We start from the raw sequence: 25,893 nt of genomic DNA on the forward strand, positions 1-25,893 counted from the left end.
GTGCGAGCCGTCGCCTCCGCGACAAAGACGCCGGGGAGCAGTAGTCAGTTTCCCTGGGGCGAACAATCGACCCTTTTGATGGCTGTAGCCATCCGCGTATCCGTATTTGCTGGCTTTGCTGGCGCGGTCCGCAGCTACAGCACCCGGCCGTCGGCGATGAACGAGTCGCCGATCAGTACACGAAAGACCGCACCCTGCGCAAACTTCGGTTGTGCCACGGCCGGCGAGAGGAATTCGACCTCCAGCGCCGCAGGCTTGCCGCGCTCCAGCGCATCGCCCGGTGGCACGACCCAGCGCGCCGAGAAGCCTTCCTTGTCGATCACCAGTGCGCAGCGGTATTCGCCCGGCGCAATCGGCACGTCCTGCGAGGGCAGCGCGGGCTTGCGGAAGGTGAGCTCGACGCGCGCATGCGGCGTGAAGGCGCCTGCCGTGTCGAAGCTCGGCGGCATGACGGCCGGCGCACTCGGCGCACGGCGCGGGCGCTTGCTGATGAGCCATGCAATCACGTTGCCGATGATCGGCACCCACAGCACCATCAGCAGCGTGGCGATGTCGCGCGTGGTGGTGCCGGGTGTCGCGTAATGCCGGACGACGGCGCCACCGACGGCCACGCACAGCAGGACGATGACGATGACCTTGCGGCGGAACTGGATCTTGGTGGTGCTCATGTTCTGGGTGGCGCCGCTTCGGGAAGCGATGGAATGTCGGATGCGTGATCGAGTCACGACTTCTGATGCGAGGTCTGGTTGCGAGTCTAGGGCCACCGCGAGTGCCGGCTCATCCCACCCGCAGCACCGCATCGGCCGGCAGCGCCTGCCAGTCGATCCATTCGCCCACCGCCAGCTGATGCGTGGAGGCGGCAGCGCCTTGCACATCGCCCCATTGCAGCGTGAGCTTGCGCGCGCCGAGCCGCAGTGCGATCTCGAAGCCCGGCCAGTGCGCAGGCACGCGCGGCGTCAGCGAGAGCTGGCGACCCTTCACGCTCAGGCCCAGCAGCGTCTCGACCGCCGCACGGTGCAGCCACGCGGCCGAGCCGGTGTACCAGCTCCAGCCGCCACGGCCCACGTAGGGCGCGGCACCGTAGATGTCGCCCGCCATCACGTAGGGCTCCAGCTCGTAGGCCGGGCCGCGCTCGGGGTGCTGTGCGCGATGGGCAGGGCTCAGCCCCTCGAAGCTCCGCCACGCGGCCTCGTGGTCGCCCTGCAGCGCCTGCGCCATCAGCGCCCACACCGCGCCGTGCGAGTACTGCCCGCCGTTCTCGCGCACGCCGGGCGGGTAGGCCTGGATGTAGCCCGGGTTGTTGCCCGAACGCGCGAACGGCGGCGTCAGCAGGCGCAGCAGTCCGGCCGGTTCGTCGTGCAGCAGTTTCTTGACGGATTCCATGGCCGGCCCCGTGTGCGCCGCGTCCGAGGCGCCCGACAGCACCGACCACGCCTGCGCAATCAGGTCGATGCGGCATTCGTCGTTGGACGAAGAGCCCAGCGGCGCGCCGTTGTCGAAGAAGGCGCGGCGGAACCACGCGCCGTCCCAGCCGGCGTCGTGCAGCGCGGCGATCCAGCCGGTGCGTGCCGCGGTCCAGCGCGCGGCGCGTTGGTGCTCGCCGCGTGCCTGGGCCAGCGGCGCAAACTGCGCGACCACGCTGCACAGGAACCATGCGAGCCACACCGATTCGCCGCGGCCTTCGTTGCCCACGCGATTCATGCCGTCGTTCCAGTCGCCGGTGCCCATCAGCGGCAGGCCGTGCACGCCGGTCTTCAGGCTGCGGTCGATGGCGCGCGCGCCGTGCTCGAACACGCTGGCCATCTGGCCGCTGCGCTGCGGCGCGTAGTAGGCGTCTTCGGCACCGTCGGGAATGGCGGGGCCTTCGATGAAGCCGGCCATCTCGTCGAGCAGAGATGCATCGCCCGTCACCTCGACATAGTGCGCCGACGCGTACGGCAGCCACAGCAGGTCGTCAGAGAAATGCGTGCGCACGCCGGCACCGCCGGGCATGTGCCACCAGTGCTGCACGTCGCCTTCGGGAAACTGCCGCGCCGCGTTGACCAGGATCTGCTCGCGCAGCCGCGCCGGGTCGGTGAGCGCGAAGGCCATCGCGTCCTGCAGCTGGTCGCGAAAGCCGAAGGCGCCGCCTGCCTGGTAGAAGCCCGCTTTCGACCACAGCCGGCAGGCCAGCGTCTGATAAATCAGCCAGCGGTTGACCAGTGCGTCGAACAGCGGATCGGGCGTGCGCACCTGCAGGCGGCCGAGCAACTCGTCCCAGAAGCCGCGCACCTGCGCCAATGCTTCGGGCACGTCGCGCTGGCGCCAGCGGCGCGCGAGTTCGAGTGCGGCGTCTGCGCTGCCCGCGTGGCCCAGCACGAAGGTGAAGCTGGCGGTGTCGCCGGCCGCCACCACGAACTCGCCGCCGATGGCCGCGCAGGCGTCGAGCCCGCTGCCGGCGCGCCGTGCGAGCGCGTCGGGTACTTCGACCATGCCGCGATCACCGAAGAATTCATTGCGGTCGCAGGTCCATTGCGTGGCACCTTGCAGCCCCGCCAGCAGCAGGAAGGCCGTGCTGCCGCCGAAGCCCGCGCCCGATTCGCGCTGCTGGCCGAACACTGCCGGCTGGTCTTCCGGCTTCCAGCAATGCACGGTGCGCCGCGTGCCCCGCGCGTCGCCGAGCTGCCACTCGGCCATGGCCAGTGCGCGCAGGCGGCGCGTGCCGGTGCCGCCGTTTCGCACGCGCACATGCACGAGCTTGACGGCCTCGTCGCGGTCCGCGAAGAAGGTGGTTTCCAGCGCGAGACCATTCGCCTTGTGCTCGAACACCGTGTAGCCCTGTCCGTGTCGCACACGGTGGCGTGCGCTGCCCGCGCTGCCGCCGGCAGGTGTCAGCGGCAGCATCTCGCGCGAAGCAAGGTCCTGCAGCAGGTAGTGCTCGAAGGCCGGGTCCTGCACCGGATCGTTCGACCACGGCGTCACCTGGTGCATGCGGCTGTTGCCGGCCCAGGTGAAGCCCGTGCCCCACTCGGACACCTGGAAGCCGAAGCCCGCGTTGGCGATGACGTTGATCCACGGCCGTGGCGTGCGCCGGCCTGCGCCGACCTCGAAGCGGAACTCGCCGGTGCCGGCGTCGAAGTCGCCGGTCGGGGCGGTAGCCGATGGCGTCGGGGCAGGGCGCGGCAGCAGGGGCACGCCCGGCGGTGCGGCGACGTCATTGACCATCGATGCCGTATCGCTGCGGGCCTCGTGCAGCGCAGCCACCTGCACTTCGAGCGGGCGCCCGTCGGCCGTGAAGACCGCGCGCGCCAGGCTGGAGAACGCGGCCTTTTCCGAGGGCACCACGTCCTGGTCGCGCAGCAGGTAGAAGCCGGCCGTGTCGTTGCGCGGAAAGCTGTTCTGCGTCTGCTGCGCGACGCGCGCGCGCAGGCTTTCTATTTCGCGCTGCAGCGGCATCAGGTACGAGTTGGGCTCGCTGTTGAGCACCACCAGGTCGCAGGCCACGCCGCCGAAGCCCCACCAGGGCTGGGCGCGCAGCAGCGTGTTGATGAGCCCCATGCCGATCATCGAGTGGATGTGCACCAGCACGATGGGCTTGTCGCCCGAGATGCCGAAGCGCCAGATCTGCCGCAGGTCGATCAGCCCGCGGTCGCGCATGACGCGCGGCGTGGTGTAGGTGAGGATGGTCGTCAGGTCCTGCAGCGCCAGGTTCTGCGCGGGCGCGATGCTCAGGTCGCGCAGCCGCACCTGCGCCAGCGTGGCGGCCATGCGGGTGGCGCGCTCCACGTGCATGGGCTGCATGTAGCGGTCGATGCCGGGCATCAGCGCATCGATGTTCTTGTCGGCCGCGGTGGCAAAGCTCAGGCGCGCGGTGGCACCGGGCGCAATCGACAGCCGCACGCGCAGGCAGGCGATGGGGTCCAGCCCGTTGACCTGCTTGCCGTTGGGCGTGAGCGGCTGCGCGTCGAGCGCGGGGCTGGCGAGCGTGCGGTTGCGCCCGATGAAGGCGCGCCGGTCGGTCATGCAGTCGACCGAGAGCACTTGCGCGTCCGCCGAGGCCAGGAAGTGCGCGGCGGCCATCACCGCGTCGCCATGCAGGCGCGGCTTGCGCGACATCAGCAGCGCGCGCCATGCGGGCTCCCAGCGCGACTCGACGAACAGGTTGGCGAAGGCTGGATGCGCCTCGTCGGCCTTGGGGTTCGACAGCACAGGCTCGAAGTACGAGACCAGTTCGAGCGTGCGCGTTTCCTCGCCCGAGTTGTGCAGCGTGATGTTGCGCAGCTCGGTGTCGTCCTCGGGGCTGATGAGCACAGTGGTACGCACCTGCAGGCCGGGGCCGGTCGCGTCGAACTGCACGTGGTCGGCAAGGAAGCGGGTGCGGTAGCGCCAGCCGTCGCCCGGCGCGGGCAGGGCGGTGAGCGAGGTGAGTTCCTGGGTTCCCTCGTCGCGCACGAAGAAGAAGGTGCCGTAGCTGTCGCGCAGCGGGTCGTCGCGCCAGCGCGTCACGTTGAACGAATGCCAGCGGCTCACACCGGCGCCGTTGGCGCGCAGGGCAACGGTGTAGCGGCCGTTCGACAGCAGGTGCGTGGGCTGGAAGCCGGGCGCCATCGGGTCGACAAGGCGGGGCTGGAACAGCGGCGCCAGCTCGGCCTGGCTGGGCTCGGGCGGCGTGCGCGGATCGGCGCTGCCGATGATCTGCCGCGGCGTGCGCTCGTGCAGCAGCGACTCGTGCGCCTGCACCAGCGCGGCGCTGCCGAACCAGCGGCGCGGCGCATCGGCGCACAGCACATTGCACAGCGCCACCAGCGACATGCCCTGGTGGTGCGCCATGAAGTTGCGCACCACGGTGAAGTCCTGCCCCTCGGGTTGGCGCGAGACGGTGAAGTCGACCGCGTCGTGAAAGCCGAACTCGCCGCGCGCGCCGAGCGATTCGAGCTGTTCCAGATTGATCACCGCCGCCCCGGGCGCGAACGGCGCGGCCATGGCGCTCGCATAGGGCGCCACCACGCGGTCGGTGGGCGGCGTGCGCCGCAGTGCGAGGCGCGGCACGCCGAAGGGCGAGTACTGGTAGGCCAGCGAGTGGTCTTGTGCGAAGTAGGCCGATTCGGAAACGCCCCACGGCAGGTTCTGCGCCCGCCCGAAGGCCTGCTGCTCGGCAATGGCGGCGGCATTGGCCACTTGCAGCAGGCCGTCGGTGGGCTCGGTCATCACCAGCGCGGGCATCACGTACTCGAACATCGAGCCCGACCACGACTTCAGGCTGGGCCGGAAGCCCACCAGAAGGAACGGTCGGCCCAGCGCCATCCAGTGGCGGCGCGGCACGTCGCCCTTGGCAATCGCCAGGAAGCTCAGCAGCCGCGATTCGGAAGCCAGCAGGTCGTAGTAGCTTGCGTCGAGCACGTTCTCCTCGACCCGCAGGCCGATATGGAACAGGTGACGCTTGGGGTCGTAGAGGCCGCTGAAGTCCATGCCGGCGTGCAGCGCGTCGCAGCGCTCGGCAAGTGCTTCGAGCGCGGGCGCTTCATGGGGCTGGCAACCTTCGGCGGCGAAGGCGCGGCAGGCCTGCGCCACGGCCACGAGGTGGCCCGCGAAGTTGCCGCTGTCCACGCTCGACACGTAGTCGGGCGGCAGCGGCTTCAGCGTCTGTGTGTCGTACCAGTTGAACAGGTGGCCGTCGTGCTTCTGCATGCGGTCCACGCTGTCGAGCGTGGCGGCGATGCGGGCGAGCAGGGCGGCGGTGTCGATCCACCCGAACTCGCGCGCGCAGCAGGTGGCCAGCAGGTACATGCCGATGTTGGTCGGCGAGGTGCGATGCGCGACGATGGGTTGCGGCTCCAGCTGCAGGTTGTCGGGCGGCAGGTGGTTGTCGTCCGGGCCCACCACATGCTCGAAGAAGCGCCATGTGTCGTGCGCAAGCTTCTCGAGGTAGGTGCGCTGGTCGGTGCTGAGCGGGTCAGGTGCCTTTGCTTCAGAGCGGCTGCCCCACCAGGCCGCGACCGGCGCCAGCGCCCACAGCACGAACAGCAGCGTGCCGATCACGGGGTATGCGCTCCAGTGCGCCGCCACGGCGAGCGCGATGCACGCCACGCTGCTCGCGGCGGCATTGCGCACAAAGGATGCGAGGCGACCGCTCGATTGCGCCTGCGCCTGCGCGGCCGTGGTCCATTCGAGCAGATGCCGGCGGCTGACCACGAGGCGCCATGTCGCGCGGAACCACGCGTCGAGCAGCAGCCGCGTCTGCGCCGCGAGTTGCACGAACTGCCAGGCCGCGCCGGCCATGGCGCGCAGCAGCTCGACCGCGCCCACGTCGAAAAAATGGCGCAGCTCGATGGCGCGGCGCGTGGGCACCAGCCCGGCCAGCGCGCCGAGCAAGGGCCCGAGCGTGAGCGCCGACGCCACGGCCGCCAGCGCCCAGCCCAGCGGCATGGCCTGCGTGAAGACCACCAGCACCAGCAGCGCGAAAGAAGCCGGCACCACCAGTGAGCGGCGCAGGTTGTCGCTCATCTTCCAGAGGCCCAGCGCATCGATGCCGAAGCGGCGCGCGCGCCACATCAGCGGCAGCAGCTGCCAGTCGCCGCGCACCCAGCGGTGCACGCGCGACGCCGCAACGCCGGCATGGTGCGGATGATCCTCGACAAGTACGACGTCGCTCACCATCGCGCAGCGCGCGACCGTGCCTTCGAGCAGGTCGTGGCTGAGCACCGCGCCGTCGGGCAGGCGGCGATCGAGCGTGGCGTGCAGCGCACGCACGTTCAGCAGGCCCTTGCCGGTGAAGGAGCCGCTGCCGAACACGTCCTGGTAAATGTCGGAGGCGCCGCTTCCGTAGGGGTCTAGCCCGCACTGGCCGGCGAACACCCAATGGAAGAAGGAGCGCTCGTGGCGCTGCGGAAACGGCGTGACGATCCGCGGCTGCAGGATGCCGAAGCCGGCGACCACGCGCTGGCGTTGCACGTCGATTTCGGGCGCGTTGAGCGGATGCGCGGCAATCGACACCAGGTCGCGCAGGGCGCCCGGCGGCAGGCCGGTGTCGCTGTCGAGCGTCAGCACATACGGCGTGCGGCCGGCGGCGAGCCGCAAGCCCGGTGCGAGCGGCAGGAAGCCGCTGGCGTCACCGGCTGCGAGCAGGCGCACCAGCATTTCGAGCTTGCCGCGCTTGCGTTCCCAGCCCATCCAGCGCTGCTCGGTGTCGCTCCAGCTGCGCGGGCGGTGCAGCAGCAGGAAGCGCGGCGCTTCGCCTGGCGCCACGGGGTATTTGGTGTTGAGCGCGGCGATGCGCTGCAGGGCGTCGTCGAGCAGGGGGCCGTCTTCGGGCAGCGAGGCCAGCGGTGCATCGGCCCAGTCGGTGAGCAGCGCGAACTGCGCATTTGTTTCGCGGTTGGCGAGCCAGTGCAGTTCGAGCCGGTGCGCGAGCTGCGCGTTGTTCGCTGCCGAACCCAGCAGCGTGGGCATGACGACGAGCGCGCGGTGCCGCTCGGGAATGCCGTTCGCAAAGTCCAGGCGCGGCAGGCCCTGCACTCGCACCGACTCGGCCATGATGCGTTGCGCAAGCGCGAGCAGCGCTTCAGAGAGCGGCCACGCCAGAAGGACGAGCGCCAGCACGGTGGTCCAGTCTTCGCGGTGCGGCAGGCTGTGCACCACGGCGAACAGCAGCAGCGCGGTGCCCAGCGCAACGGAACCGACGTAGACGGGCAATCGCCAGCCGCGATGGCTGCGTGCCTGCCGCGTGTCGGGCGCCCGCCCGGCACGGCCCGCATGACCGTTCGATTGCAGCGCCGCGATCAGCGCGGGCCTGCCCTGGCCGAAGAGGTAGTAGCCGGCGGTGCCGTCGGCGCGGTCGGTCTCCGCGCCCGCGTCGTCGGCCGGCGCGCTGGCGGCCAGTTGCACCACGGCTTGCGCGACGGCGCGCTCGGGCTGTTCGCTGCTGCGCGCCACCTGCTCCATCGCATGCGTGATCTGCTGGCGCGTGAGTTCGCTCTCGTTGGCGAAGCTCGGCAGTTCGCGCAGCACGCGCAGCGAACGGCTCACGGGCTCGATCAGGTCGCTCCACTCGACCTGGCCGATCATGCGCAGCGTGGTGATGATGTTGCCGACCGTGAGATTGGCGGCGGCCTGTGCGTTCTGCGCTTCGCCGATCAGTGCCGGCCCGTTGGGGCAGTGCTGCTCGGTCCAGCGCACCAGCGCGGGCATGTCTTCGCCGTGCTCGACGGGCAGGCGCTGCCACAGCTGCGTGAGGTAGTTGTCCTGCAGGCCGTGGCTTTGCAGCGCGCGGTAGAGCACGTCGAGGTCTTGCACCGAAAGGTGCGGCGCGGCGTCCCATGCGGCATGCGCGATCTCGCGCGCCACCTTGTTCTCGGCAATGCTCTCGGCCACGCGGCGCAGGTTTTCGAGCAGCACCACGCGCAGGGTGGTGGGCAGCGCCCACAGCTCGCCGAGCGTGAGCTCGTCGATGTCCTGGTAGGCGTTGAGGAAGGCGGTGAACAGCGTCTTGTTGAGCACGCTGTCGGTGTGGGCCACGTAGGCCCATGCAATGCCGTACACGCGCGGCAGCCCCGCCAGCGGCGGCGCGGCGAGCTTGGGCAGGCGCGCGTAGTAGCTGCGCGGCACGCCGTCGTGAATCTGCTGGAGCTGCGCCTCGACCAGGTGGAAGTTGTCGAGCAGCCACTCGGCCGCGGGCGACACGTAGCGCCCGCTGAGCGAGATCAGCGCGATGTAGTCGAAGGCGTTGCGCAGCGACGCGAGGTTTTCGTCCACGCGCGGAAAGAAGGGCGCGCCCTCGCGCGCGAGGCGGCGGTCTTCTTCCACCACCTGGGCGCGGGCGAGGCTGTGGCCGTGCTGCTCGAAACGCTGGATGCCGAAGAGTTCGGCGCGGATCGGTGCGGCTACCGGATCATGCGGGCCGAGCAGCAGCGCCCGGGCGTACGGACTGAGTCCCTGGAGACGGTCGACGACGGCTGCGGCGCTCAAGCGATGGCGAAGAGACCGATACCCAGCACCACGGCCACGCAGGCGATCGTGACGATGCGGCCCGCAGCGAGCGCGCGCACCCGTTGCATGTGGCTTCGCAGCGAGAACCAGCGCCCGTGAGCGCGCGCGCAGTGGCGCATGTGGGAGGCCAGCGCCTCGGCGTCGTTGCCGACGAAGTCGATGGGCGAATGGGTGAGGGACTGCGGGACTGGCATGGCAACGGGCTCCTTGTAACGACTTCGAGCTGCCGCGCGATTGCGAGAACTGTGAACGTGTCCGACCGTACCCTTTTAAATGACCTTACAGGTGCCTGATTGCCGATGCCAGACGTAGGAAAGGGCGCCGAAGCGCCCTTTGCCGTGGTCGGAATGGGTGTGGTCAGCCCGTGTTGCGCAGCCCCGCCGCCACCCCGTTGATCGAGATGTGGATGCCGCGCTGCAGCCGCTCGCCGCCGTCGCCCGCGCGGTAGCGCCGCATCAGCTCGACCTGCAGGTGGTGCAGCGGGTCGATGTACGGAAAGCGGTGGCGCACCGAGCGTTGCATCTCGGCATTGCCTTCGAGCCGCTGCTTCGCGCCGGTGATGAGTGTGAGTGCGTCGGAGGTGCGGTGCCATTCGGCATCGATCATCGAGAACACCTTCTGGCGCAGCTTGCGGTCGGTGACCAGCTCGGCGTAGCGCGAAGCCAGCGCGAGGTCGCTCTTTGCCAGCACCATGTCCATGTTCGACAGCAGCGTGCGGAAGAAGGGCCACTGCTCGTACATGCGCTGCAGCAATGCCTGGCGCTCCTTCTTCCCCGCAGCCGTGCCCGCTGCGGCGAGGAACTGTTCGACGCCCGAGCCGAAGCCGAACCAGCCAGGAATGGTGAGGCGGCACTGGCCCCAGCTGAAGCTCCACGGCACCGCGCGCAGGTCGTCGATCTTGTGGCTGGGGTTGCGCGAGGCGGGGCGCGAGCCGATGTTGAGCTCGGCAATTTCGCGGATCGGCGTGGAGCCGAAGAAATAGTCGCCGAAGCCCGGGGTTTCGTAGACCAGCTTGCGGTACGCGGCCATGCTGGCGGTCGACAGTTCGCCCGCAGCCGAGAGAAAGGTGGCGGGCGCCGACTTGCCCTGCGGCAGCAGCGTGGCTTCGAGCGTGGCAGCCACCAGCGTTTCGAGGTTGCGCCGGCCGATCTCGCGGTTGGCGTACTTCGAGCCGATGACTTCGCCCTGCTCGGTCAGGCGGATCTGGCCGCGCACCGTGCCGGGCGGCTGCGCGAGGATGGCCTGGTAGCTCGGGCCGCCGCCGCGTCCCACGGTGCCGCCGCGGCCATGGAACATGCGCAGGCGAATGGGGTTGGCCTTCTTCTTGTTGAGCTCGTCGAACAGCGACACCAGCGCGATGCCCGCGCGGTACAGCTCCCAGTTGCTGGTGAAGATGCCGCCGTCCTTGTTGCTGTCGGAGTAGCCGAGCATCACGTCCTGCTCGGCGCCCGAGCGTTCGACGAGCGCCTGGATGTTCGGCAGTGCATAGAAAGCGCGCACGATGGGCGCGGCGTTGCGCAGGTCTTCGATGGTTTCGAACAGCGGCACCACGATCAGGTCGCAGGTCGCGTTGCTGTCCATCGCGCCGCGCAGCAGGCCCACTTCCTTTTGCAGCAGCAGTGCTTCGAGCAGGTCGCTCACCGTTTCGGTGTGGCTGATGATGTAGTGGCGGATGGCCGCGGCGCCATAGCGCGCACGCGAAACGCGGGCGGCGGCGAAGATGGCCAGCTCGCTCTTCGCAAGCGGCGAGTAGTCGGCGTCGGGCACGCGCAGCGGGCGGGCGTCGTCGAGCAGCCTGAGCAGCAGGGTCTGCTTGGCTTCTTCGGCCAGCGACGCATACGAGGGCTCGATGCGAGCGGTGGCCAGCAGCTCGGCGATCACCGCCTCGTGCTTGTCGGAGCTCTGGCGCAGGTCGACCGTGGCCAGGTGAAAGCCGAACACCTCGACCGCGCGAATCAGCGGCAGCAGGCGCGGCGCGGCAAGCACGGTGCCGTGCTTTTCTTCGAGCGATTCGGCCACGGTGCGCAGGTCGGCCAGGAACTCTTCGGCTGTGGCGTACGGGTTCTGCGGCGCGACGGCGTGGCGCGCGGCCTCGCCGCCGGTGAGCTCGCGCAGCGTGGCCGCAAGGCGCGCATACACACCGGTGAGGGCGCGGCGGTAGGGCTCGTCCTTGCGGTGCTCGTTGGTGTCGGGCGAGCGTTCGGCCAGCGCCTGCATCTCGACCGTCACATCGACCAGCGTGGCCGACAGCGACAGCTCGCCGCCCAGGTAGTGCACTTCGGTGAGGTAGTGGCGCAGCGCCAGTTCGCACTGGCGGCCCAGGGCGTATTCGAGCGTCTGGGCGGTGACGTTGGGGTTGCCGTCGCGGTCGCCGCCGATCCACTGGCCCATGCGCAGGAAGGGCGCGACCGAAGGTGTGTGGCCGCCCTGGGCGAGGGCTTTTTCGAGGTCGGCGTAGACGCGCGGAATCTCGCGCAGGAAGGTGGCTTCGTAGTAGCTCAGCGAGTTCTCGATCTCGTCGGCCACCGTGAGCTTGGAAAAGCGCAGGATGCGCGTCTGCCAGATCTGCGTGACGCGGGTGCGCATCTGCGTTTCGTTCTCGGCAAACTCGAGCGGCGAGAGCGCATCCTTGCCGCCCGCATAGGCGCTCTGGCGCAGCCTGATCTCGTCGCGCACGGTGAGCAGTTGCGCGATGGCGCGCTCGGCATCGAGGATGCTCTTGCGCTGCACTTCGGTCGGGTGCGCGGTGAGCACCGGCGACACATAGCTGTGGGCCAGCGAGGCGACGATGTCGTCGGGCTTCACGCCGGCCTTGCGGATGCGGGCGAGTGCCGTTTGCAGGTCGCCTTCGACGCTTTCGCCGGCGCGTTCCGTTTCCGTGCGGCGGCGGATCTGGTGGCGGTCTTCCGCAAGATTGGCCAGGTGGCTGAAGTAGGTGAAGGCGCGAATCACGCGCACCGTCTCGGCCGCGCTCAGGCCCTTGAGCAGGTTCTTCAGCGCGCGGTCGGCGGCGTGGTCGGCGTCGCGGCGGAAAGCCACGGACAAGGTGCGGATCTTTTCGACCAGCGCGTAGGTTTCGTCTCCTTCCTGCTCCCGGATCACGTCGCCGAGGATCCGGCCCAGCAGCCGGATGTCGTCGATCAGTGGCTGGTCTTCGGTCTGGCGGCGCTTGGGGGGAGCAGGGGTCTTGCTGGCTTTCATTCGATGTTTGTCCTGGACTTTTTGACTTCTTGAATGGATGCGCCGCCTGCGTTGTTGCGGCGCAACATGCTAGCATTCCGGCGGTTTAGAACATGTACTTTTGGAACCGGTCTTGAGCAATATCGTGATCGCCACGCGCGAAAGCCGCCTGGCACTGTGGCAAGCCGAACACGTCCGGGCGCTTTTGCAAGAAAAGGGCCATACGGTCAGCCTGCTCGGCCTGACGACCACCGGCGACCAGATCCTCGACCGCACGCTCAGCAAGGTGGGCGGCAAGGGGCTCTTCGTGAAAGAGCTCGAACTCGCGCTCGAAGAAGGGCGCGCCGACATCGCCGTCCATTCGCTGAAAGACGTGCCGATGGACCTGCCCGAAGGCTTCGCGCTGGCCTGCGTGCTGGAGCGCGAAGACCCGCGCGACGCGCTCGTCTCCCCCCGCTATGAATCGCTCGACGCGCTGCCACAGGGTGCGGTGGTCGGCACTTCGAGCCTGCGCCGCGTGGTGCTGCTGCGCGCGCTGCGGCCCGACCTGCGCATCGAACCGCTGCGCGGCAACCTCGATACCCGCCTGCGCAAGCTCGACGAAGGGCAGTACGACGCCATCGTGCTGGCGGCGGCCGGGCTCAAGCGGCTGGGGCTGGAAAGCCGCATCCGCGTGGCCTTCGATCCCGACACCATGCTGCCGGCCGCCGGGCAGGGCGCATTGGGCATCGAGGTGCGCGCGGACCGTGCCGAACTCATCGAACTGCTGCGCTCGCTGGCCCACCAGGGCGATTGGCTTTCCACCGCCGCCGAGCGCGCTGTGAGTCGCGCGATGGGCGGCAGCTGCTCCATGCCGTTGGCGGCTCATGCACGCTGGCAGGCCGACGGCGCGCTGCGCATCGACGCCGCTTGGGGCGATCCGGAGGGCAACGCGCCGCTGGTGAAGGTGCATGCGCTGGCGCAGGCCGGCGATTTCGCGCAGGCCGATGCGCTCGGCGAGCGCGCCGCGGCGCTGCTGCGCGACGCCGGGGCCCACTGAGATCGGTGGTCATCGTATGACCGCCCGCCCCGTCATCGTCACGCGGCCGGCGCGCGAGGCGGCGCAATGGGTGAGTGACCTGCGCGCCGCTGGGCTCGATGCGGTGGCGCTGCCGCTCATCGTGATCGCGCCAGTGGCCGATGCCGAACCGCTGCGTACGGCGTGGCGGCAGTTGGTGGACTACGCGGCGCTGATGTTCGTGAGCGCCACGGCCGTCGAACATTTCTTCCAGCACAAGAACGCTGCCGATACGCTGGCAGAGCGCCGCTTCTGGGCCACGGGCCCAGGCACCACGCGCGCCTTGCTTCGCGCCGGCGTGCTGTCGGAGCTCATCGACGCACCACCTCCCGAGGCCACGCGTTTCGACTCCGAAGCGCTGTGGGAGCGGGTGCAGGCCCAGGTGTCTGCCGGCGTGCGAGTGCTGATCGTGCGTGGCGGCGACGAAGCCGGGCACCCCACAGGGCGCGACTGGCTCGCCAATGAAATCGATGCCGCGGGCGGCCATCGCGACACCGTGGTGGCCTATCGCCGGTTGCCGCCGTCGCTGGATGTCGTACAACGTCGGCTGGCCATCGACGGCGCCGAAGGCCGCGCGATCTGGCTCTTCAGCAGCTCCGAGGCCATCGGCAATCTGCAGCGCGCGATGCCCGGTGTGCAATGGCATGCCGCGAGCGCGGTCGCCACGCATGCACGAATCGGCGAAGCCGCGCGGGCCGCGGGTTTCGGGGCGTTGCGTGTATGCACACCACTGCGGGATGCGCTGATCGCGTCTATAGAATCCTTGGCATGAGCGCCGCGTCCCCGTCAGACGATTTTTCCTCTCCTTCCCCAACCGCTGCCACGGCGCCGGTGCCCGCCACGCTGGCACCGCACCAGACGCCGGCCGCACAGGCAGCAGGGGCGCTGATCCTCTCTCGCATCGCATTCGGCCTCGTGGCCCTCGTGGCGCTGGCCGCGTTGCTGATGACGATCGCGTTGTGGCAGAAGGTCGGCGGCATGAAGGAGCAGCTGGCACGCCAGAGCGCCGATGCCATCGCGCAATCGATGGAGGCGCGCACGCTGGCCCGCCAGGCAAGCGACACCGTTCGCGAGGCCTCGGCCCGCGTGGCTCTGGTCGAAACCCGCGTGGCTGAAGTCGCGCTGCAACGCTCGCAGCTCGAAGAGCTCATTCAAAGCCTCTCGCGTTCGCGCGACGAGAACCTCGTGGTCGACATCGAGTCGGCCGTGCGCCTTGCCCTGCAGCAGGCACAGGTCACCGGCAGCGTCGAGCCGCTGCTGGCTGCGCTGAAGGCCGGCGACGTGCGCATCGCGCGAGCCGCGCAGCCACGGCTGACGCCACTGCAGCGTGCCATGCAGCGCGATGCCGACCGCCTGCGCAGCACTGCAAGCACCGACAGCGCCGAAGCGCTGCAGAAGCTCGACGAACTGATGCGCGGCGTGGACGACCTGCCCACGCTCAACGCCGTTGCCGTGCGCGGCACCGGCACCAACGCCTGGCAGCCCGAGCCGATTCCCGCCGACGCGCCGTGGTGGCGCCGCGTGCTGCTCACCGTGCGCGGCGAGGCACGCTCGCTGGTGCGCGTCGGCCGCATCCAGAGCCCGGAGGCGATCCTGCTGGCGCCCGAGCAGTCTTATTTCCTGCGCGAGAACCTGAAGCTCAAGCTGCTCAATGCGCGCCTGTCGCTGCTGTCGCGGCAAATGGAGGCCACGCGCGGCGAGCTGTCGCAGGTAACTGCCTCGCTCAACCGCTATTTCGATCCCGCATCGCGCCGCACCCAGGCCGCCGCCACGCAGCTGCAGCAGCTGCAGGCGCTGGTGAAGACGTCCGAGCCGGTCCGCATCGACGACACGCTCGCGGCACTGGCCACCGCCGCAGCAGGACGCTGATCGGACATGCGCGCCGCAATCTGGCTCCTCGCGCTGTTCGCTGTTGCAGCAGCAGTCGCTCTTTTCGCAGGCAACAACCAGGGCACGATCACCGTGTTCTGGCCGCCCTGGCGTGTCGACCTGTCGCTGAACCTCGTGCTCGTGATCCTGCTGGTGGCCTTCGTGCTGATGCACGTGGCTTTGCGTGCGCTGGCAGCACTGTTCTCGCTGCCGACGCAGGCGCGCCAATGGCGGCTGCAGCAGAAGGAGCGCACGCTGCATGCAGCCCTGCTCGATGCGATGGTGCAGCTGATCTCGGGTCGCTTCTCGCGTGCACGCAAGGCCGCGCAGGCCGCGCTCACGCAGGAGAAAACGCTGTCGGCGCTCGGCGCCAGCCTGCCGCAGGCGCAGCAGGTGCGCGTGCTGTCGCACCTGCTGGCAGCCGAGAGCGCACAGGCCCTGCAAGACAAGCCAGCACGCGACGCCCATCTGCAGCAGGCCCTCAACGAAAGCGCCGACCGCGCCGTGCTCGCCAGCCCGGAGACGCGCGAAGGCGTGCAACTGCGCGCGGCGCGTTGGGCGCTCGAAGACCGCGATGCAGCCGCGGCACTTGCGCGGCTCGAAGAACTGCCGCAAGGTGCACAGCGCCGCACGCTCGCACTGCGCCTGCGGCTCAAGGCGGCACGGCAGGATCGCCGCACGCTCGAAGCGCTCGAAACCGCGCGCCTGCTGGCCAAGCACCGCGCCTTCTCTGACGCCGCGGCACAGAGCATCGTGCGCGGGCTGGCGACCGAGCTGCTGACGGGCGCGCACGATCCGGCGCAGCTGCTTCGCGCGTGGACTGAGCTCGATGCCAATGAGCGCGACATGCCCGAAGTGGCGATTCACGCTGCCCAACGGATGGTCGCGCTGCGTGGCGACCTTGCTCTGGCGCGCGGCTGGCTGCTGCCGGCCTGGGAGCGCATGGTGGCCAACCCACGCGCGCTCGGCGATGCGCTGCGCGTCAAGCTGGCGCGTGCGCTCGAAGCGGGGCTCGACTCGGTCGATGCCGACTGGCTGGCGCGCATCGAAAGCGCGCAGCGCAACAACCCGCGCGACCCGAACCTCCAGTACCTCGCAGGCATGGCCTGCATGAAGCGCCAGTTGTGGGGCAAGGCCCAGCAACTGTTGACGCAGGCCGGCCTTGGGCTGCAGGACACCGATCTGTACCGCCGTGCCTGGCTCGCGTTGGCCCAGTTGGCCGAAGACCGCGACGATGCCGAGCAAGCCGCCGAGGCGTGGAAGCGCGCGGCGCAGATCGAGAACAGCTGAGCGTTTTCAGGGGCAGGACCTCTCGGCGTGCAGGCCCGATGACTGCGCCAGTGGCTTGCCACTGCCGAAGATCAGCAGACTGACGCCGGCCAGCACCCAGACGCCGACTCCCCCGTAGAGCATCACCAGCCCGAAGCTGCTCACCAGCGCCGCATGCACGACGGCGCCGGACGGGTCCGCCTGCGACAGCGCCGGAAAGCCTTCGGCAAGCGACGCGAAGTTGCCGGCCGCGATCTTTTCCGCCAGCGCGCGCAATTGCATTGCGTCGAGCGATGCCGACAACGCGCCGCGCAGATGCGCATGAATGCCTTCGAGCAGGATGAACCCCATCAGAGCGATGTTGATGGCCAGCGTGATCAGCCGTGCGCTCATGTCCATGCCCGAAGCCATGCCCGCGCGCGAGCTCGGCACCGAACCGGTGGTAGTGTTGGTGACGGGCGTGTTGGTCAGGCCCAGCCCGATGCCGGCCAGCAGGCAGCCGGGCAGCATCGTCATCCAGCCCGCGTGAACCATGCCGCTGCCATAGCGCATTGCAATGAAGCCGAGCCCGATGACGAACAGCCCTGCGGGAATGACCACGCCGGGCCGGTAGCGCAGCGACAGCCGCTCGGCCAGCGGCGGCAGCACGAGCGTGGGCAGCGTGTAGGCCAGCAGTGCCGAGCCGGCCGTGACCGCGTCGTAGCCCAGCGCGCCCTGGAAGTAGATCGGCAGGTAGATCATGAACGGCCAGAAGCTGAAGTTCATGCCGATGGAGCCGATGATCGAACCCGAGAAATTGCGAATCTTGAAGACCGAGAAGTCGAACATCGGATGCGGGTTGATCTTTTCCACCCACAGGAAGAGCGCGAAGCTCGCGGCCGACGCCGCGATCACGCCGATGGCCAGCGGGCTCGCAAAGCCGAGACCCGGCCCCTGCGTGATGAAGTACGTCAGGCCCAGCACCGCAAGCGACAGCGTGACGATGCCAGGCAGGTCGAGCTTTTGCGCATCGGGGTCGCTCGACTCTTCCACGCTGCCGAACACCAGGGCAACGGCCACCGCCGCCAGCGGCACATGGACCAGGAACACCCACTGCCAGTTCGACAGCGCCACGATCGCGCCGCCGATGATCGGCCCGAACCCCAGGCCCATGCCGAAGACCACGCCCCAGATGGCGAAGGCCTTGCTGCGTTGCTTGCCTTCCTGGAACTGGTGCGAGAGCACGGCGAGCTGGCAGATCAGCATCGCGCCGCCGCTCAGGCCCTGGAGGAAGCGGCTGACGATCAGCACCGGCGCGCTCTGCGCCAGCCCGCAGGCCAGCGAGGTGAGGCCGAAGAGCACCACGCCGACGACGAGGAGGCGCTTGCGGCCGTAGCGGTCGGCAAGCGTGCCCGCGGCCATCAAAACCGTGGTGCAGGCGATGGTGTAGGCGTTCATGATCCACTGCATGTCGCTGAAGTCGGCGTGCAATGCCTGTTCGAGCGTGGGAAGAATGACCGGCACGCTGGAGATTTCCAGGCCGAACATCAGGGCAATGAGGCAGATCGCGGCCAGCGCGACCCGGTTCTTGCCGGTATGGGAGAGAGGCATCGGAAGTCTTTCGGGAGTCTTTGGCAAAGAGGTCCGGGCGATTCTGGGGAAGGCCTCTTCATGATGGAAATGATTTAATTTCCTAGAATCCATGATGATTCATCATTGATTGGTTGATTGCCATGGATTTCGACCCTGCGCTGCTGCGAGCCTTCGTGGCCGTCAAGGAAACCGGCGGCTTCACGCGCGCTGCCCAGCGGCTGCACCTGACGCAGTCGGCCATCAGCCACCAGATCCGGCGGCTCGAGGAACAAGTGGGCCGGCCGCTGCTGCATCGCACGACACGCCGCCTCACGGTGACGGAAGACGGCGAAGACTTCCTTCGCTATGCGCAGCAGATCCTCGACACGCTCGACACGATGACGCGGCGCTTTCAACCCTCGCTGATCTCGGGCGTGGTGCGCTTCGGCGCGCCTGACACCTTCATGGGCGACCGGTTGCCGCCGCTGCTCTCGCAGTTCGCGCGCTCGTTCCCCGCCACGCGCATGGAAGTCAGCGTGAGCATGCACCTCGACTTTCGCGCAATGATCAAGGCGGGCGAGCTCGACCTCGCGGTGGTGATGTCGCCGGCCGATTGCGAGGAGGGCACGCGCTTGCGGCGCACGCAACTGGTGTGGGTGGCGGCTGAGACTTTCGAGCCGCCCGCCGGCGCGTCGCTGCCGCTGGCGTACTTTCCGAAGCCCTGCGTCAACCGTGAACTGGCCGGCGCAGCGCTGGATGCGACGCCGGTCGACTGGCACGTCGTGTTCACCTCCGCGAGCCAGCATGGCATTCGCGCGGCCGTGCTGGCGGGGCTGGCCGTGACGGTGCTCACGCGCGAGGACGTGGAGCCGGGCATGAAGATCGTCGACGGCCGCTATGGCCTGCCGCCTTTGCCGAACGTGGATTTTTCGCTTATCTGGAGCGAGGGCGGCAAGACGGAATGCGCCTGCCGGTTCGGCCAGCTGATCCTGGAGATGCCGGAACTGCCGGCGCACGACAAGGCATAAAAAAACGGCGCCACTGGCGCCGTTTTTACTTGGGAGCGTGTGTCGCTCAGAGGCTGCGTTGCTGCTCTTGCTCGAACGGCAGCGACATCGAACCGAGGTCGCGGCGGGTTTCGACCAGCACCAGCGGACCTTCGTCGAGCACAACCACCGGTGGGCGTTCGCGCGGCACGTGCACCGGCTTCGGCTCGGCTTCGATGGCGGCGCGTGCTTGCGCGATGCGTTCGGCATCCGAGTTGACCCACTGCAGGCCCGAGCTCTCGGCGATCTGCGCGAGCTCGTTCAGCGGCAGTTCGAAAGGCTGGACCTTGGGCAGTGCGCGGCCGTTGGCGGCGACAGGCGCCTTGGCGCTTTCGACGACGATCGGCGCAACTGCTGCCACGACAGCCGGTGCCGGCGCGGGGCGCTCAGCGCGGACCTGCTGCGGTGCTGCCACGGGTTCTCGGACTTCCGGTGCCGCAGCGGCTTCGACTGCTTCGAAGCGTTCCGACGCCAGCGGCAGTTGCTGCTGCGGGGCTTGCTGCTGTGCATCGCCCGTGGCTTCCGTTGCGGCGCCTTCGGCGGTGGCTTCGGCTTCATCGCGCGGGCCGCGTTCGCGGCGGTCACGGCCGTAGCGGTCACGCGAACGGCCGCGGCGCTCGTCGCCTTCGCGGCGCGGTGCCTGCTCGTTGCTGCCGTTGATGCTGGCTTCGCCGCCTTGATCGACATCGGCTGCTGCGGCCTCGGCGCCGCGTGCATCCGCTTCGGCTTGAGGTGCGTCGTTGCGGCGTTCGCGGCGGCCGTCGTTGCGGTCGCTGCGTTCGCCACGCGGTGCGCGCTGCTCGTCGCGGCCGTTGCGGGGCTGGCGTTGCTCGCCTTGTGCGGCGCCTTCGCCGGCTTCGGCATTGTTGCGTTCGCGGGCGCCGTTGTTGTCGGCGCCATTGCGTTCGCCACCACGTTCACCGCGCTCGCCACGTTCACGGCGTTCGCCGCGGGCGCGGGGTGCGCGTTCCGCTGCGTTGCCTTCGTCGCCTGCAACGGCGCCGGGCGCCAGTTGCTGGGCTTCGAGGTTGACGTTGCCGTCGAGTGCTTCGGCCGGTGCGTTGTTGCGACCTTCGCGGCCTTCGCCTTCGCGGCGCTCGCCACGACCGTTGCGGCGTTGTTCGCCGTCGCGCGGTGCGCGCGCTTCACGCGGCTCGCGGGGTTCACGCTGCTCGCGCGGTTCGCGTTGTTCACGCGGCTGGTTGGCGGCGTCGTTGCGCAGTTCGCTGCTGCGGCCTTCACGGCCTTCGCGACCTTCACGGCGCTCGCCACCACGGCCGCCACGGCGTTCGCCGTCGCGACCGCCGGAGCGTCCGCCGTTCTCGCCGCGGCCTTCGCCGCCGCGGCCGCCGCGGCGCTGTTCGCCGTCACGTGCGCCGCCGCGTGCTTCGCCGTCGCGGCCAGGACGGCCGTCGCGACGGGGCTTCGGTGCCTCGACCGGGATCGCGGACGGCGCAGGCGCCGCAGCGGGGGCCGGCGTGCCGCCGAACAGGTTCTTGATCCAGGCGAAGAAGCCGGTCTGCGCCGGAACCGGTGCGCTCACCACGGGCGGTGCGACCGGTGCGGGTGCTGCTGCGACAGGCGCACGCACTGCTTCGGGCTTGGGCGGCACCACGGGCGCGGGCGCATCGGGCAGCACGCCCTTGATGACCGGCGTCTGCTTGTTGGTGGGCTCTTGCGAACGGCGCGTGACCGATGTCGGGTCTTCGATCTCGTCGGCCATCTTGTAGCTGGCTTCGATGTGGTCGAGGCGCGGATCGTCGTGCTTCAGGCGCTCGAGCTTGTAGTTCGGCGTTTCGAGCGTCTTGTTGGGCACCATCAGCACGGTGACGCGCTGCTTGAGCTCGATCTTCGCGATTTCGGGGCGCTTTTCGTTCAGCAGGAACGAGGCGACTTCCACGGGCACCTGCACATGCACGGCGGCCGTGTTGTCCTTCATGGACTCTTCCTGAATGATGCGCAGGATCTGCAGCGCGCTCGATTCGGTGTCGCGGATGTGGCCCGAGCCGCCGCAGCGGGGGCAGGGGATCGACGAGCCTTCGGAGAGCGCGGGCTTCAGGCGCTGGCGGCTCATTTCCATCAGGCCGAACTTGCTGATCGAGCCGAACTGCACGCGGGCGCGGTCCTGGCGCAGCGCGTCGCGCAGGCGGCTTTCGACTTCGCGGCGGTTCTTCGACTCGTCCATGTCGATGAAGTCGATGACGATCAGGCCGCCCAGGTCGCGCAGGCGCATCTGGCGGGCCACTTCGTCGGCGGCTTCGAGGTTGGTGCGGGTGGCGGTCTCCTCGATGTCGCCGCCCTTGATGGCGCGGGCCGAGTTCACGTCGACGGAGACCAGTGCTTCGGTGTGGTCGATCACGATGGCGCCGCCCGAAGGCAGTTGCACGGTGCGGGCGTAGGCCGATTCGATCTGGTGCTCGATCTGGAAGCGGCTGAACAGGGCCGCGTCGTCGCGGTAGCGCTTCACGCGGGCGGCATGCTCGGGCATGACGTGCGCCATGAACTGCTGCGCCTGGTCGTAGATGTCGTCGGTGTCGATCAGGATGTCGCCGATGTCGTGATTGAAGTAATCACGGATGGCGCGGATGACGAGCGAAGATTCCTGGTAGATCAGGAAGGCACCCTTGCCGCCCTTGGCCGCGCCGTCGATGGCGGTCCAGAGCTTGAGCAGGTAGTTCAGGTCCCACTGGAGTTCGGACGCGATGCGGCCGATGCCGGCGGTGCGCGCGATGATGCTCATGCCCTTCGGGTACTCGAGCTGGTCCATCGCCTCCTTGAGTTCAGCGCGGTCGTCACCCTCGATGCGGCGCGAAACGCCACCGCCACGGGGGTTGTTCGGCATCAGCACGACGTAGCGGCCGGCCAGCGAGATGAAGGTGGTGAGGGCTGCGCCCTTGTTGCCGCGTTCTTCTTTTTCGACCTGGACGGTGAGTTCCTGGCCTTCGCGGATCGCGTCCTGGATGCGGGCCTGGCTGGCAGACACGCCCTCGGCGAAATATTGCTTGGAGATTTCCTTGAACGGCAGGAAGCCGTGGCGGTCTTCGCCGTAGTCGACGAAACAGGCTTCGAGCGAGGGCTCGACGCGCGTCACGACGGCTTTGTAGATGTTGCCCTTGCGCTGTTCGCGCCCTTCGATTTCGATTTCGTAGTCGAGCAGTTTCTGCCCGTCGACGATGGCCAGGCGGCGTTCTTCGGCCTGCGTGGCATTGATCAGCATCCGCTTCATGATGCGTTGTCCTTATATGTATCGTTCTACCGGCCCTTGATGGGCCAACGATGCACGGACGACGCCCGCGAAACCAGGGAATTGCCGCTTGGGCCCCGGATGCTGTTCACTGCCGCGCCAGGCGCGAGCAGGCCTCTCGAGCGTTAGCTCAAGAAGACAGCCGGGGTGGGGGCGCGTGGATGGGCGCGAGCCAGATTCGGTGTTGGCCAGCTATCTTTTTGATAGCTGGTTGCGCAAGAGTGGCGCACGCTGCCAACGATTCAATGCCTGAGGCCACTGGTCGAAACCAGGTTGGCCAGCGCAGGCACATTTGAATCAGCAGCATCAACACAACAAGGGACTCGCTTCGATCCGCCGGCAGCTTGGAAGCTGCAGGCTGGTATTCCGTATCGGTGTTTCGTGGGTGTCGGCTTGACTTGGGTGCCTGGTCTGCCACTTTGCGCAATTGCGCGGGGTTTGCAGCTCGGCGCCAAAGCGGCATCGACCTCACAGCGCCGTCCTGGGTATTTGATGGCAGTGGACTAAACTTCTGTCTAATCAAGCACTTACATGACCGCGCTGGTGAAAAACATTATAGGTGCGAAGCAAGGCCCCGCGGCTGCTCCAAATCCCGCAGGCCAAAAAGCCCCAGGCGAAGCCGGGGCGCCGCATTCGGCCATCACATTCCTCACGGTCGACGCCGAATCTGCCGGGCAGCGGCTCGACAACTTCCTTTTCCGCCATCTGAAAGGCGTTCCGAAGACGCACGTCTACCGGATCATCCGGTCGGGCGAGGTGCGCATCAACAAGGGCCGGGTGCAGGCCGAAACCCGTATCGAGGCGGGCGACGTGCTGCGGCTGCCACCGATCCGCATCTCGCCGCGCGCTGAAGAGGGCGGCACCCCGCCGGCACCGGCGCGCGAATTTCCGGTGCTGCTCGAAGACGAAGCCGTGCTGGCCATCGACAAGCCGGCCGGCGTGGCCGTCCATGGCGGCAGCGGCGTGAGCTTTGGCGTAATCGAGCAACTGCGCACGGCCCGGCCCGCCGCCAAATTCCTGGAACTGGTGCACCGGCTGGACCGCGAAACCTCCGGCATCCTGCTCGTCGCCAAGAAGCGCAGCGCGCTGGTCGCGCTGCAGGACCAGTTCCGCGAACGCGAAACCGGCAAGACCTATCTGGCGCTGGTCGAGGGCACCTGGCCGGCCAACAAGAAGGTGCTCGACGCGCCGCTGGCCAAGTATTTGCTGCCCGACGGTTCCGGCGCTGGCGCCGGCGAGCGCCGCGTGCGCGTGGTCGCCAAGGACCATCCGGACGCCATGCGCGCCGTCACGCTGGTGCGGGTGCTGGCGCGGCTCTCGCTGCCGGGCGATGCCGCGCCGCTGTCGTTGCTGGCAGTGACTATCAAGACCGGGCGCACGCATCAGATTCGCGTTCACCTCGCGTCGGCCGGGCACCCGATTGCCGGCGACGACAAGTACGGCGAGTCCGAACGCCAGCGCGCATTTCAGAAACTTGGCCTCAAGCGCATGTTCCTGCACGCCTGGCGGCTGCAATTCAACCATCCGGCCAGCGGCCATCGCGTGGCGCTGCAGGCCGACCTGCCGCCCGAACTGCACGCGCTGATGCCGCCCGCTGCCCTCGAGGCACTGGCCCAACACCCCACTCCCACGGCCCATGACTGATTCTTCCAGACCTCTTCGCTTCGACCTGATTGCCTTCGACTGGGACGGCACGCTCTATGACTCCACGCGCCTGATCGTGCGCTGCATCCAGGCCGCGGTGATCGACGTCGGCGGCGCCAAGCCGAGCGAGAACGACGCCGCCTGGGTGATCGGCCTCGGCCTGGCCGAGGCGCTCGCGCGTGCGGCGCCCGACGTGCCGAAAGAAAAATACCCGGAGCTTGGCGCCCGTTACCGCTACCACTATCTTCAGCACCAGGACGACCTCGTGCTCTTCGATGGCGTGCTGCAGATGCTCGATGCCCTGCGCGCGCGCGGCCACAAACTGGCCGTGGCCACCGGCAAGTCGCGCCGCGGCCTCAATGAGGCGCTCAAGTCGGTCGCGCTGCGCGACCGCTTCGATGCCTCTCGCACTGCCGACGAAACCTTCGGCAAGCCGCATCCGCGCATGCTGCTGGAGCTGATGGAAGAACTCGACGTGCCGCCGGAACGCACCCTGATGATCGGCGACACCACGCATGACCTGCAGCTTGCGCAGAACGCCGGCTGCGCCAACGTGGGTGTGAGCTACGGCGCGCACGAACCCGCCAGCTTCGACGAATTCAAGCCGCTGCACATTGCGCATTCGGTGGCCGACCTCGAGGCGTGGCTCCTCGGAAACGCCTGAAAAAGTCCCGCCATGAGCGACGAAGAACGTATCCCGTTGTGCAATGCCGCGGACCTGGTCGAAGGCAGCCTGGCCGTGCCCTTCGACGTGGTCTATGGCGGAGAAACCTGCCGCGCCTTCGCGATACGTTTCGAGGGGCAGCCGCATGCGTTTCTCAACCGGTGCAGCCACGTCGCGATGGAACTCGACTTCCAGCCCGACCGCTTCTTCGACGACACCGGCCAGTGGCTGCTGTGCGCGACGCACGGCGCGGTCTACAAGCCCGACACCGGCGAATGCGCGGGCGGGCCGTGCCGCGGCGGCCTCGTGAAGATCGCCTTGAGCGAGCATGACGGCGTAGTGCACTGGCATACTGGCTGGAACCTTCACCCCCTGACCTTCTGACATGACCGACCCGAACCGAACGGAACCCGCCGGGTTCGAACCATTTGAGCCGGCCCCTCCCACGAATATGGCCAAAGATCCCACGCAGCGCCCCGGTTGGGAGCGCGCCACCCTCGAAAAGCTCGCCTTCGCTTCGTTGAACGAACAGAAGGCCACGCGCCGCTGGAAGACCTTCGTGCGTCTGTCCTGGCTTGCCTTCTTCGTCTTCCTGGCGTGGTTCGCGCTCTCGCGCAGCGCGCCGAGCACGGCCAAGACCACGGCGCACACCGCCGTCGTCGAGATCAAGGGCGAAATCGCCAATGGCGGGGATGCGAGCGCGGAGTTCGTGGTCGCCGCGATGAAGACGGCCTTCGAGGACGAAGGCGCCAAGGGCGTGGTCCTGCTGATCAACTCGCCCGGCGGCAGCCCGGTGCAGGCCGGCATCATCAACGACGAGATCAAGCGCCTGAAGGCCAAGTACAAGAAGCCGGTCTATGCCGTGGTCGAGGAGACTTGCGCCTCGGCCGCCTATTACATTGCCGCCGCCGCCGACAAGATCTACGTCGACAAGGCCAGCATCGTCGGCAGCATCGGCGTGCTGATGGACGGCTTCGGCTTCACCGGCGTAATGGAGAAGGTCGGCGTCGAGCGCCGCCTGCTGACGGCGGGCGAGAACAAGGGCTTCCTCGATCCGTTCAGCCCGATGAGCGATGCGCAGCGCGCGCACGCGCAGACGATGCTCAACCAGATCCACACGCAGTTCATCAATGTGGTGAAGGCCGGCCGTGGCGACCGCCTGAAGCTCGACACCCCCGGCCTGTTCAGCGGACTGTTCTGGAGCGGCGAGCAGGCCGTCGAATACGGCCTGGCCGACCAGCTGGGCAATGTCGACTACGTGGCGCGCGAAGTGATCAAGGCCGAAGAGGTGATCGACTACACGCGGCGCGACAACGTGGCCGAGAAGCTGGCCAAGAAGTTCGGCGCGGCGATGGCTGAAACCACGGTGCGGCTGATGCACACCGCGCCGGCCCTGCGCTGATCT

General features: G+C 68.4%; 15 protein-coding genes. 9 read left to right on the forward strand and 6 right to left on the reverse strand.

Translation table 11 applies throughout. The annotated features are described in order from the left end of the window. Window positions 1-134: 134 nt before the first annotated feature. The 4 genes from BLV60_RS02595 to ppc form a co-directional block, all read right to left on the reverse strand. Window positions 135-668 (reverse strand): hypothetical protein, encoded by a 534-nt coding sequence (locus BLV60_RS02595; protein ID WP_093049358.1) that lies wholly within the window; start codon window positions 666-668, stop codon window positions 135-137. Window positions 669-777: 109 nt separating this feature from the next. Next, window positions 778-8,943, reverse strand: coding sequence for a glycoside hydrolase family 94 protein (locus BLV60_RS02600; protein WP_093049361.1), 8,166 nt, complete (start codon window positions 8,941-8,943; stop codon window positions 778-780). Next, window positions 8,940-9,158 (reverse strand): hypothetical protein, encoded by a 219-nt coding sequence (locus tag BLV60_RS02605; protein ID WP_093049364.1) that lies wholly within the window; start codon window positions 9,156-9,158, stop codon window positions 8,940-8,942. The genes BLV60_RS02600 and BLV60_RS02605 overlap by 4 nt, the downstream gene beginning before the upstream one ends. Before the next feature lie 163 nt (window positions 9,159-9,321). Further along, complete coding sequence (ppc, locus tag BLV60_RS02610) at window positions 9,322-12,165, reverse strand: phosphoenolpyruvate carboxylase (protein ID WP_093049367.1); 2,844 nt, start codon at window positions 12,163-12,165, stop codon at window positions 9,322-9,324. 112 nt (window positions 12,166-12,277) lie between these two features. Here ppc and hemC point away from each other — a divergent pair, with 112 nt between their 5' ends. From hemC to BLV60_RS02630, 4 genes are read left to right on the forward strand one after another with little or no spacing between them, the layout of a single operon-like run. Beyond that, a complete protein-coding gene (gene hemC / locus BLV60_RS02615) occupies window positions 12,278-13,183 on the forward strand; it encodes a hydroxymethylbilane synthase (protein ID WP_256328816.1) in 906 nt (301 codons plus the stop codon). A 16-nt stretch (window positions 13,184-13,199) separates the two neighbouring features. Beyond that, a complete protein-coding gene (locus tag BLV60_RS02620) occupies window positions 13,200-13,973 on the forward strand; it encodes a uroporphyrinogen-III synthase (protein WP_093049373.1) in 774 nt (257 codons plus the stop codon). Next, window positions 13,970-15,070, forward strand: a complete 1,101-nt coding sequence (locus BLV60_RS02625; RefSeq protein ID WP_093049375.1) for a uroporphyrinogen-III C-methyltransferase — start codon at window positions 13,970-13,972, stop codon at window positions 15,068-15,070. The genes BLV60_RS02620 and BLV60_RS02625 overlap by 4 nt, the downstream gene beginning before the upstream one ends. A 6-nt stretch (window positions 15,071-15,076) precedes the next feature. After that, a complete protein-coding gene (locus BLV60_RS02630) occupies window positions 15,077-16,360 on the forward strand; it encodes a heme biosynthesis protein HemY (protein WP_093049378.1) in 1,284 nt (427 codons plus the stop codon). Between the two features lie 6 nt (window positions 16,361-16,366). On the opposite strand, the gene BLV60_RS02635 is transcribed toward BLV60_RS02630, so the two are convergent. Further along, window positions 16,367-17,929 (reverse strand): MFS transporter, encoded by a 1,563-nt coding sequence (locus tag BLV60_RS02635; RefSeq protein WP_093049381.1) that lies wholly within the window; start codon window positions 17,927-17,929, stop codon window positions 16,367-16,369. A gap of 122 nt (window positions 17,930-18,051) precedes the next feature. On the opposite strand from BLV60_RS02635, the gene BLV60_RS02640 reads away from it, so the two are divergent. Next, on the forward strand, window positions 18,052-18,918 hold the full coding sequence (locus BLV60_RS02640) for a LysR family transcriptional regulator (protein WP_093049383.1): 867 nt from the start codon (window positions 18,052-18,054) through the stop codon (window positions 18,916-18,918). 46 nt (window positions 18,919-18,964) lie between these two features. Here BLV60_RS02640 and BLV60_RS02645 read toward each other — a convergent pair whose 3' ends face one another. Continuing rightward, window positions 18,965-22,162 (reverse strand): Rne/Rng family ribonuclease, encoded by a 3,198-nt coding sequence (locus BLV60_RS02645; protein ID WP_093049386.1) that lies wholly within the window; start codon window positions 22,160-22,162, stop codon window positions 18,965-18,967. A 561-nt stretch (window positions 22,163-22,723) separates the two neighbouring features. Here BLV60_RS02645 and BLV60_RS02650 point away from each other — a divergent pair. The 4 genes from BLV60_RS02650 to BLV60_RS02665 are packed head-to-tail and all read left to right on the forward strand — an operon-like array spanning window position 22,724 to window position 25,890. Beyond that, window positions 22,724-23,824 carry an RluA family pseudouridine synthase gene (locus BLV60_RS02650; RefSeq protein WP_093050385.1) on the forward strand — a complete coding sequence of 367 codons (1,101 nt, stop codon included), beginning with the start codon at window positions 22,724-22,726 and terminating at the stop codon, window positions 23,822-23,824. Beyond that, window positions 23,817-24,488: an HAD family hydrolase gene (locus BLV60_RS02655; RefSeq protein ID WP_093049389.1), complete on the forward strand. Its 672-nt coding sequence runs from the start codon at window positions 23,817-23,819 to the stop codon at window positions 24,486-24,488. Before BLV60_RS02650 ends, BLV60_RS02655 begins: the two co-directional genes overlap by 8 nt. A 12-nt stretch (window positions 24,489-24,500) precedes the next feature. Beyond that, complete coding sequence (locus BLV60_RS02660; protein WP_093049392.1) at window positions 24,501-24,872, forward strand: Rieske (2Fe-2S) protein; 372 nt, start codon at window positions 24,501-24,503, stop codon at window positions 24,870-24,872. Between the two features lies 1 nt (window position 24,873). Next, complete coding sequence (locus BLV60_RS02665; protein ID WP_093049395.1) at window positions 24,874-25,890, forward strand: S49 family peptidase; 1,017 nt, start codon at window positions 24,874-24,876, stop codon at window positions 25,888-25,890. The last annotated feature ends 3 nt before the right edge of the window (window positions 25,891-25,893 follow it).

Source organism: Variovorax sp. YR634 (assembly GCF_900106655.1).
Taxonomy (GTDB): Bacteria; Pseudomonadota; Gammaproteobacteria; order Burkholderiales; family Burkholderiaceae_C; genus Variovorax.

Coding starts and splice junctions, on each gene's coding strand:
- BLV60_RS02595 (WP_093049358.1), bottom strand. CDS start 668: ATGAGCACCACCAAGATCCAGTTCCGCCGCAAGGTCATCGTCATCGTC.
- BLV60_RS02605 (WP_093049364.1), bottom strand. CDS start 9,158: ATGCCAGTCCCGCAGTCCCTCACCCATTCGCCCATCGACTTCGTCGGC.
- ppc (WP_093049367.1), bottom strand. CDS start 12,165: ATGAAAGCCAGCAAGACCCCTGCTCCCCCCAAGCGCCGCCAGACCGAA.
- BLV60_RS02620 (WP_093049373.1), top strand. CDS start 13,200: ATGACCGCCCGCCCCGTCATCGTCACGCGGCCGGCGCGCGAGGCGGCG.
- BLV60_RS02625 (WP_093049375.1), top strand. CDS start 13,970: ATGAGCGCCGCGTCCCCGTCAGACGATTTTTCCTCTCCTTCCCCAACC.
- BLV60_RS02630 (WP_093049378.1), top strand. CDS start 15,077: ATGCGCGCCGCAATCTGGCTCCTCGCGCTGTTCGCTGTTGCAGCAGCA.
- BLV60_RS02635 (WP_093049381.1), bottom strand. CDS start 17,929: ATGCCTCTCTCCCATACCGGCAAGAACCGGGTCGCGCTGGCCGCGATC.
- BLV60_RS02640 (WP_093049383.1), top strand. CDS start 18,052: ATGGATTTCGACCCTGCGCTGCTGCGAGCCTTCGTGGCCGTCAAGGAA.
- BLV60_RS02645 (WP_093049386.1), bottom strand. CDS start 22,162: ATGAAGCGGATGCTGATCAATGCCACGCAGGCCGAAGAACGCCGCCTG.
- BLV60_RS02655 (WP_093049389.1), top strand. CDS start 23,817: ATGACTGATTCTTCCAGACCTCTTCGCTTCGACCTGATTGCCTTCGAC.
- BLV60_RS02660 (WP_093049392.1), top strand. CDS start 24,501: ATGAGCGACGAAGAACGTATCCCGTTGTGCAATGCCGCGGACCTGGTC.
- BLV60_RS02665 (WP_093049395.1), top strand. CDS start 24,874: ATGACCGACCCGAACCGAACGGAACCCGCCGGGTTCGAACCATTTGAG.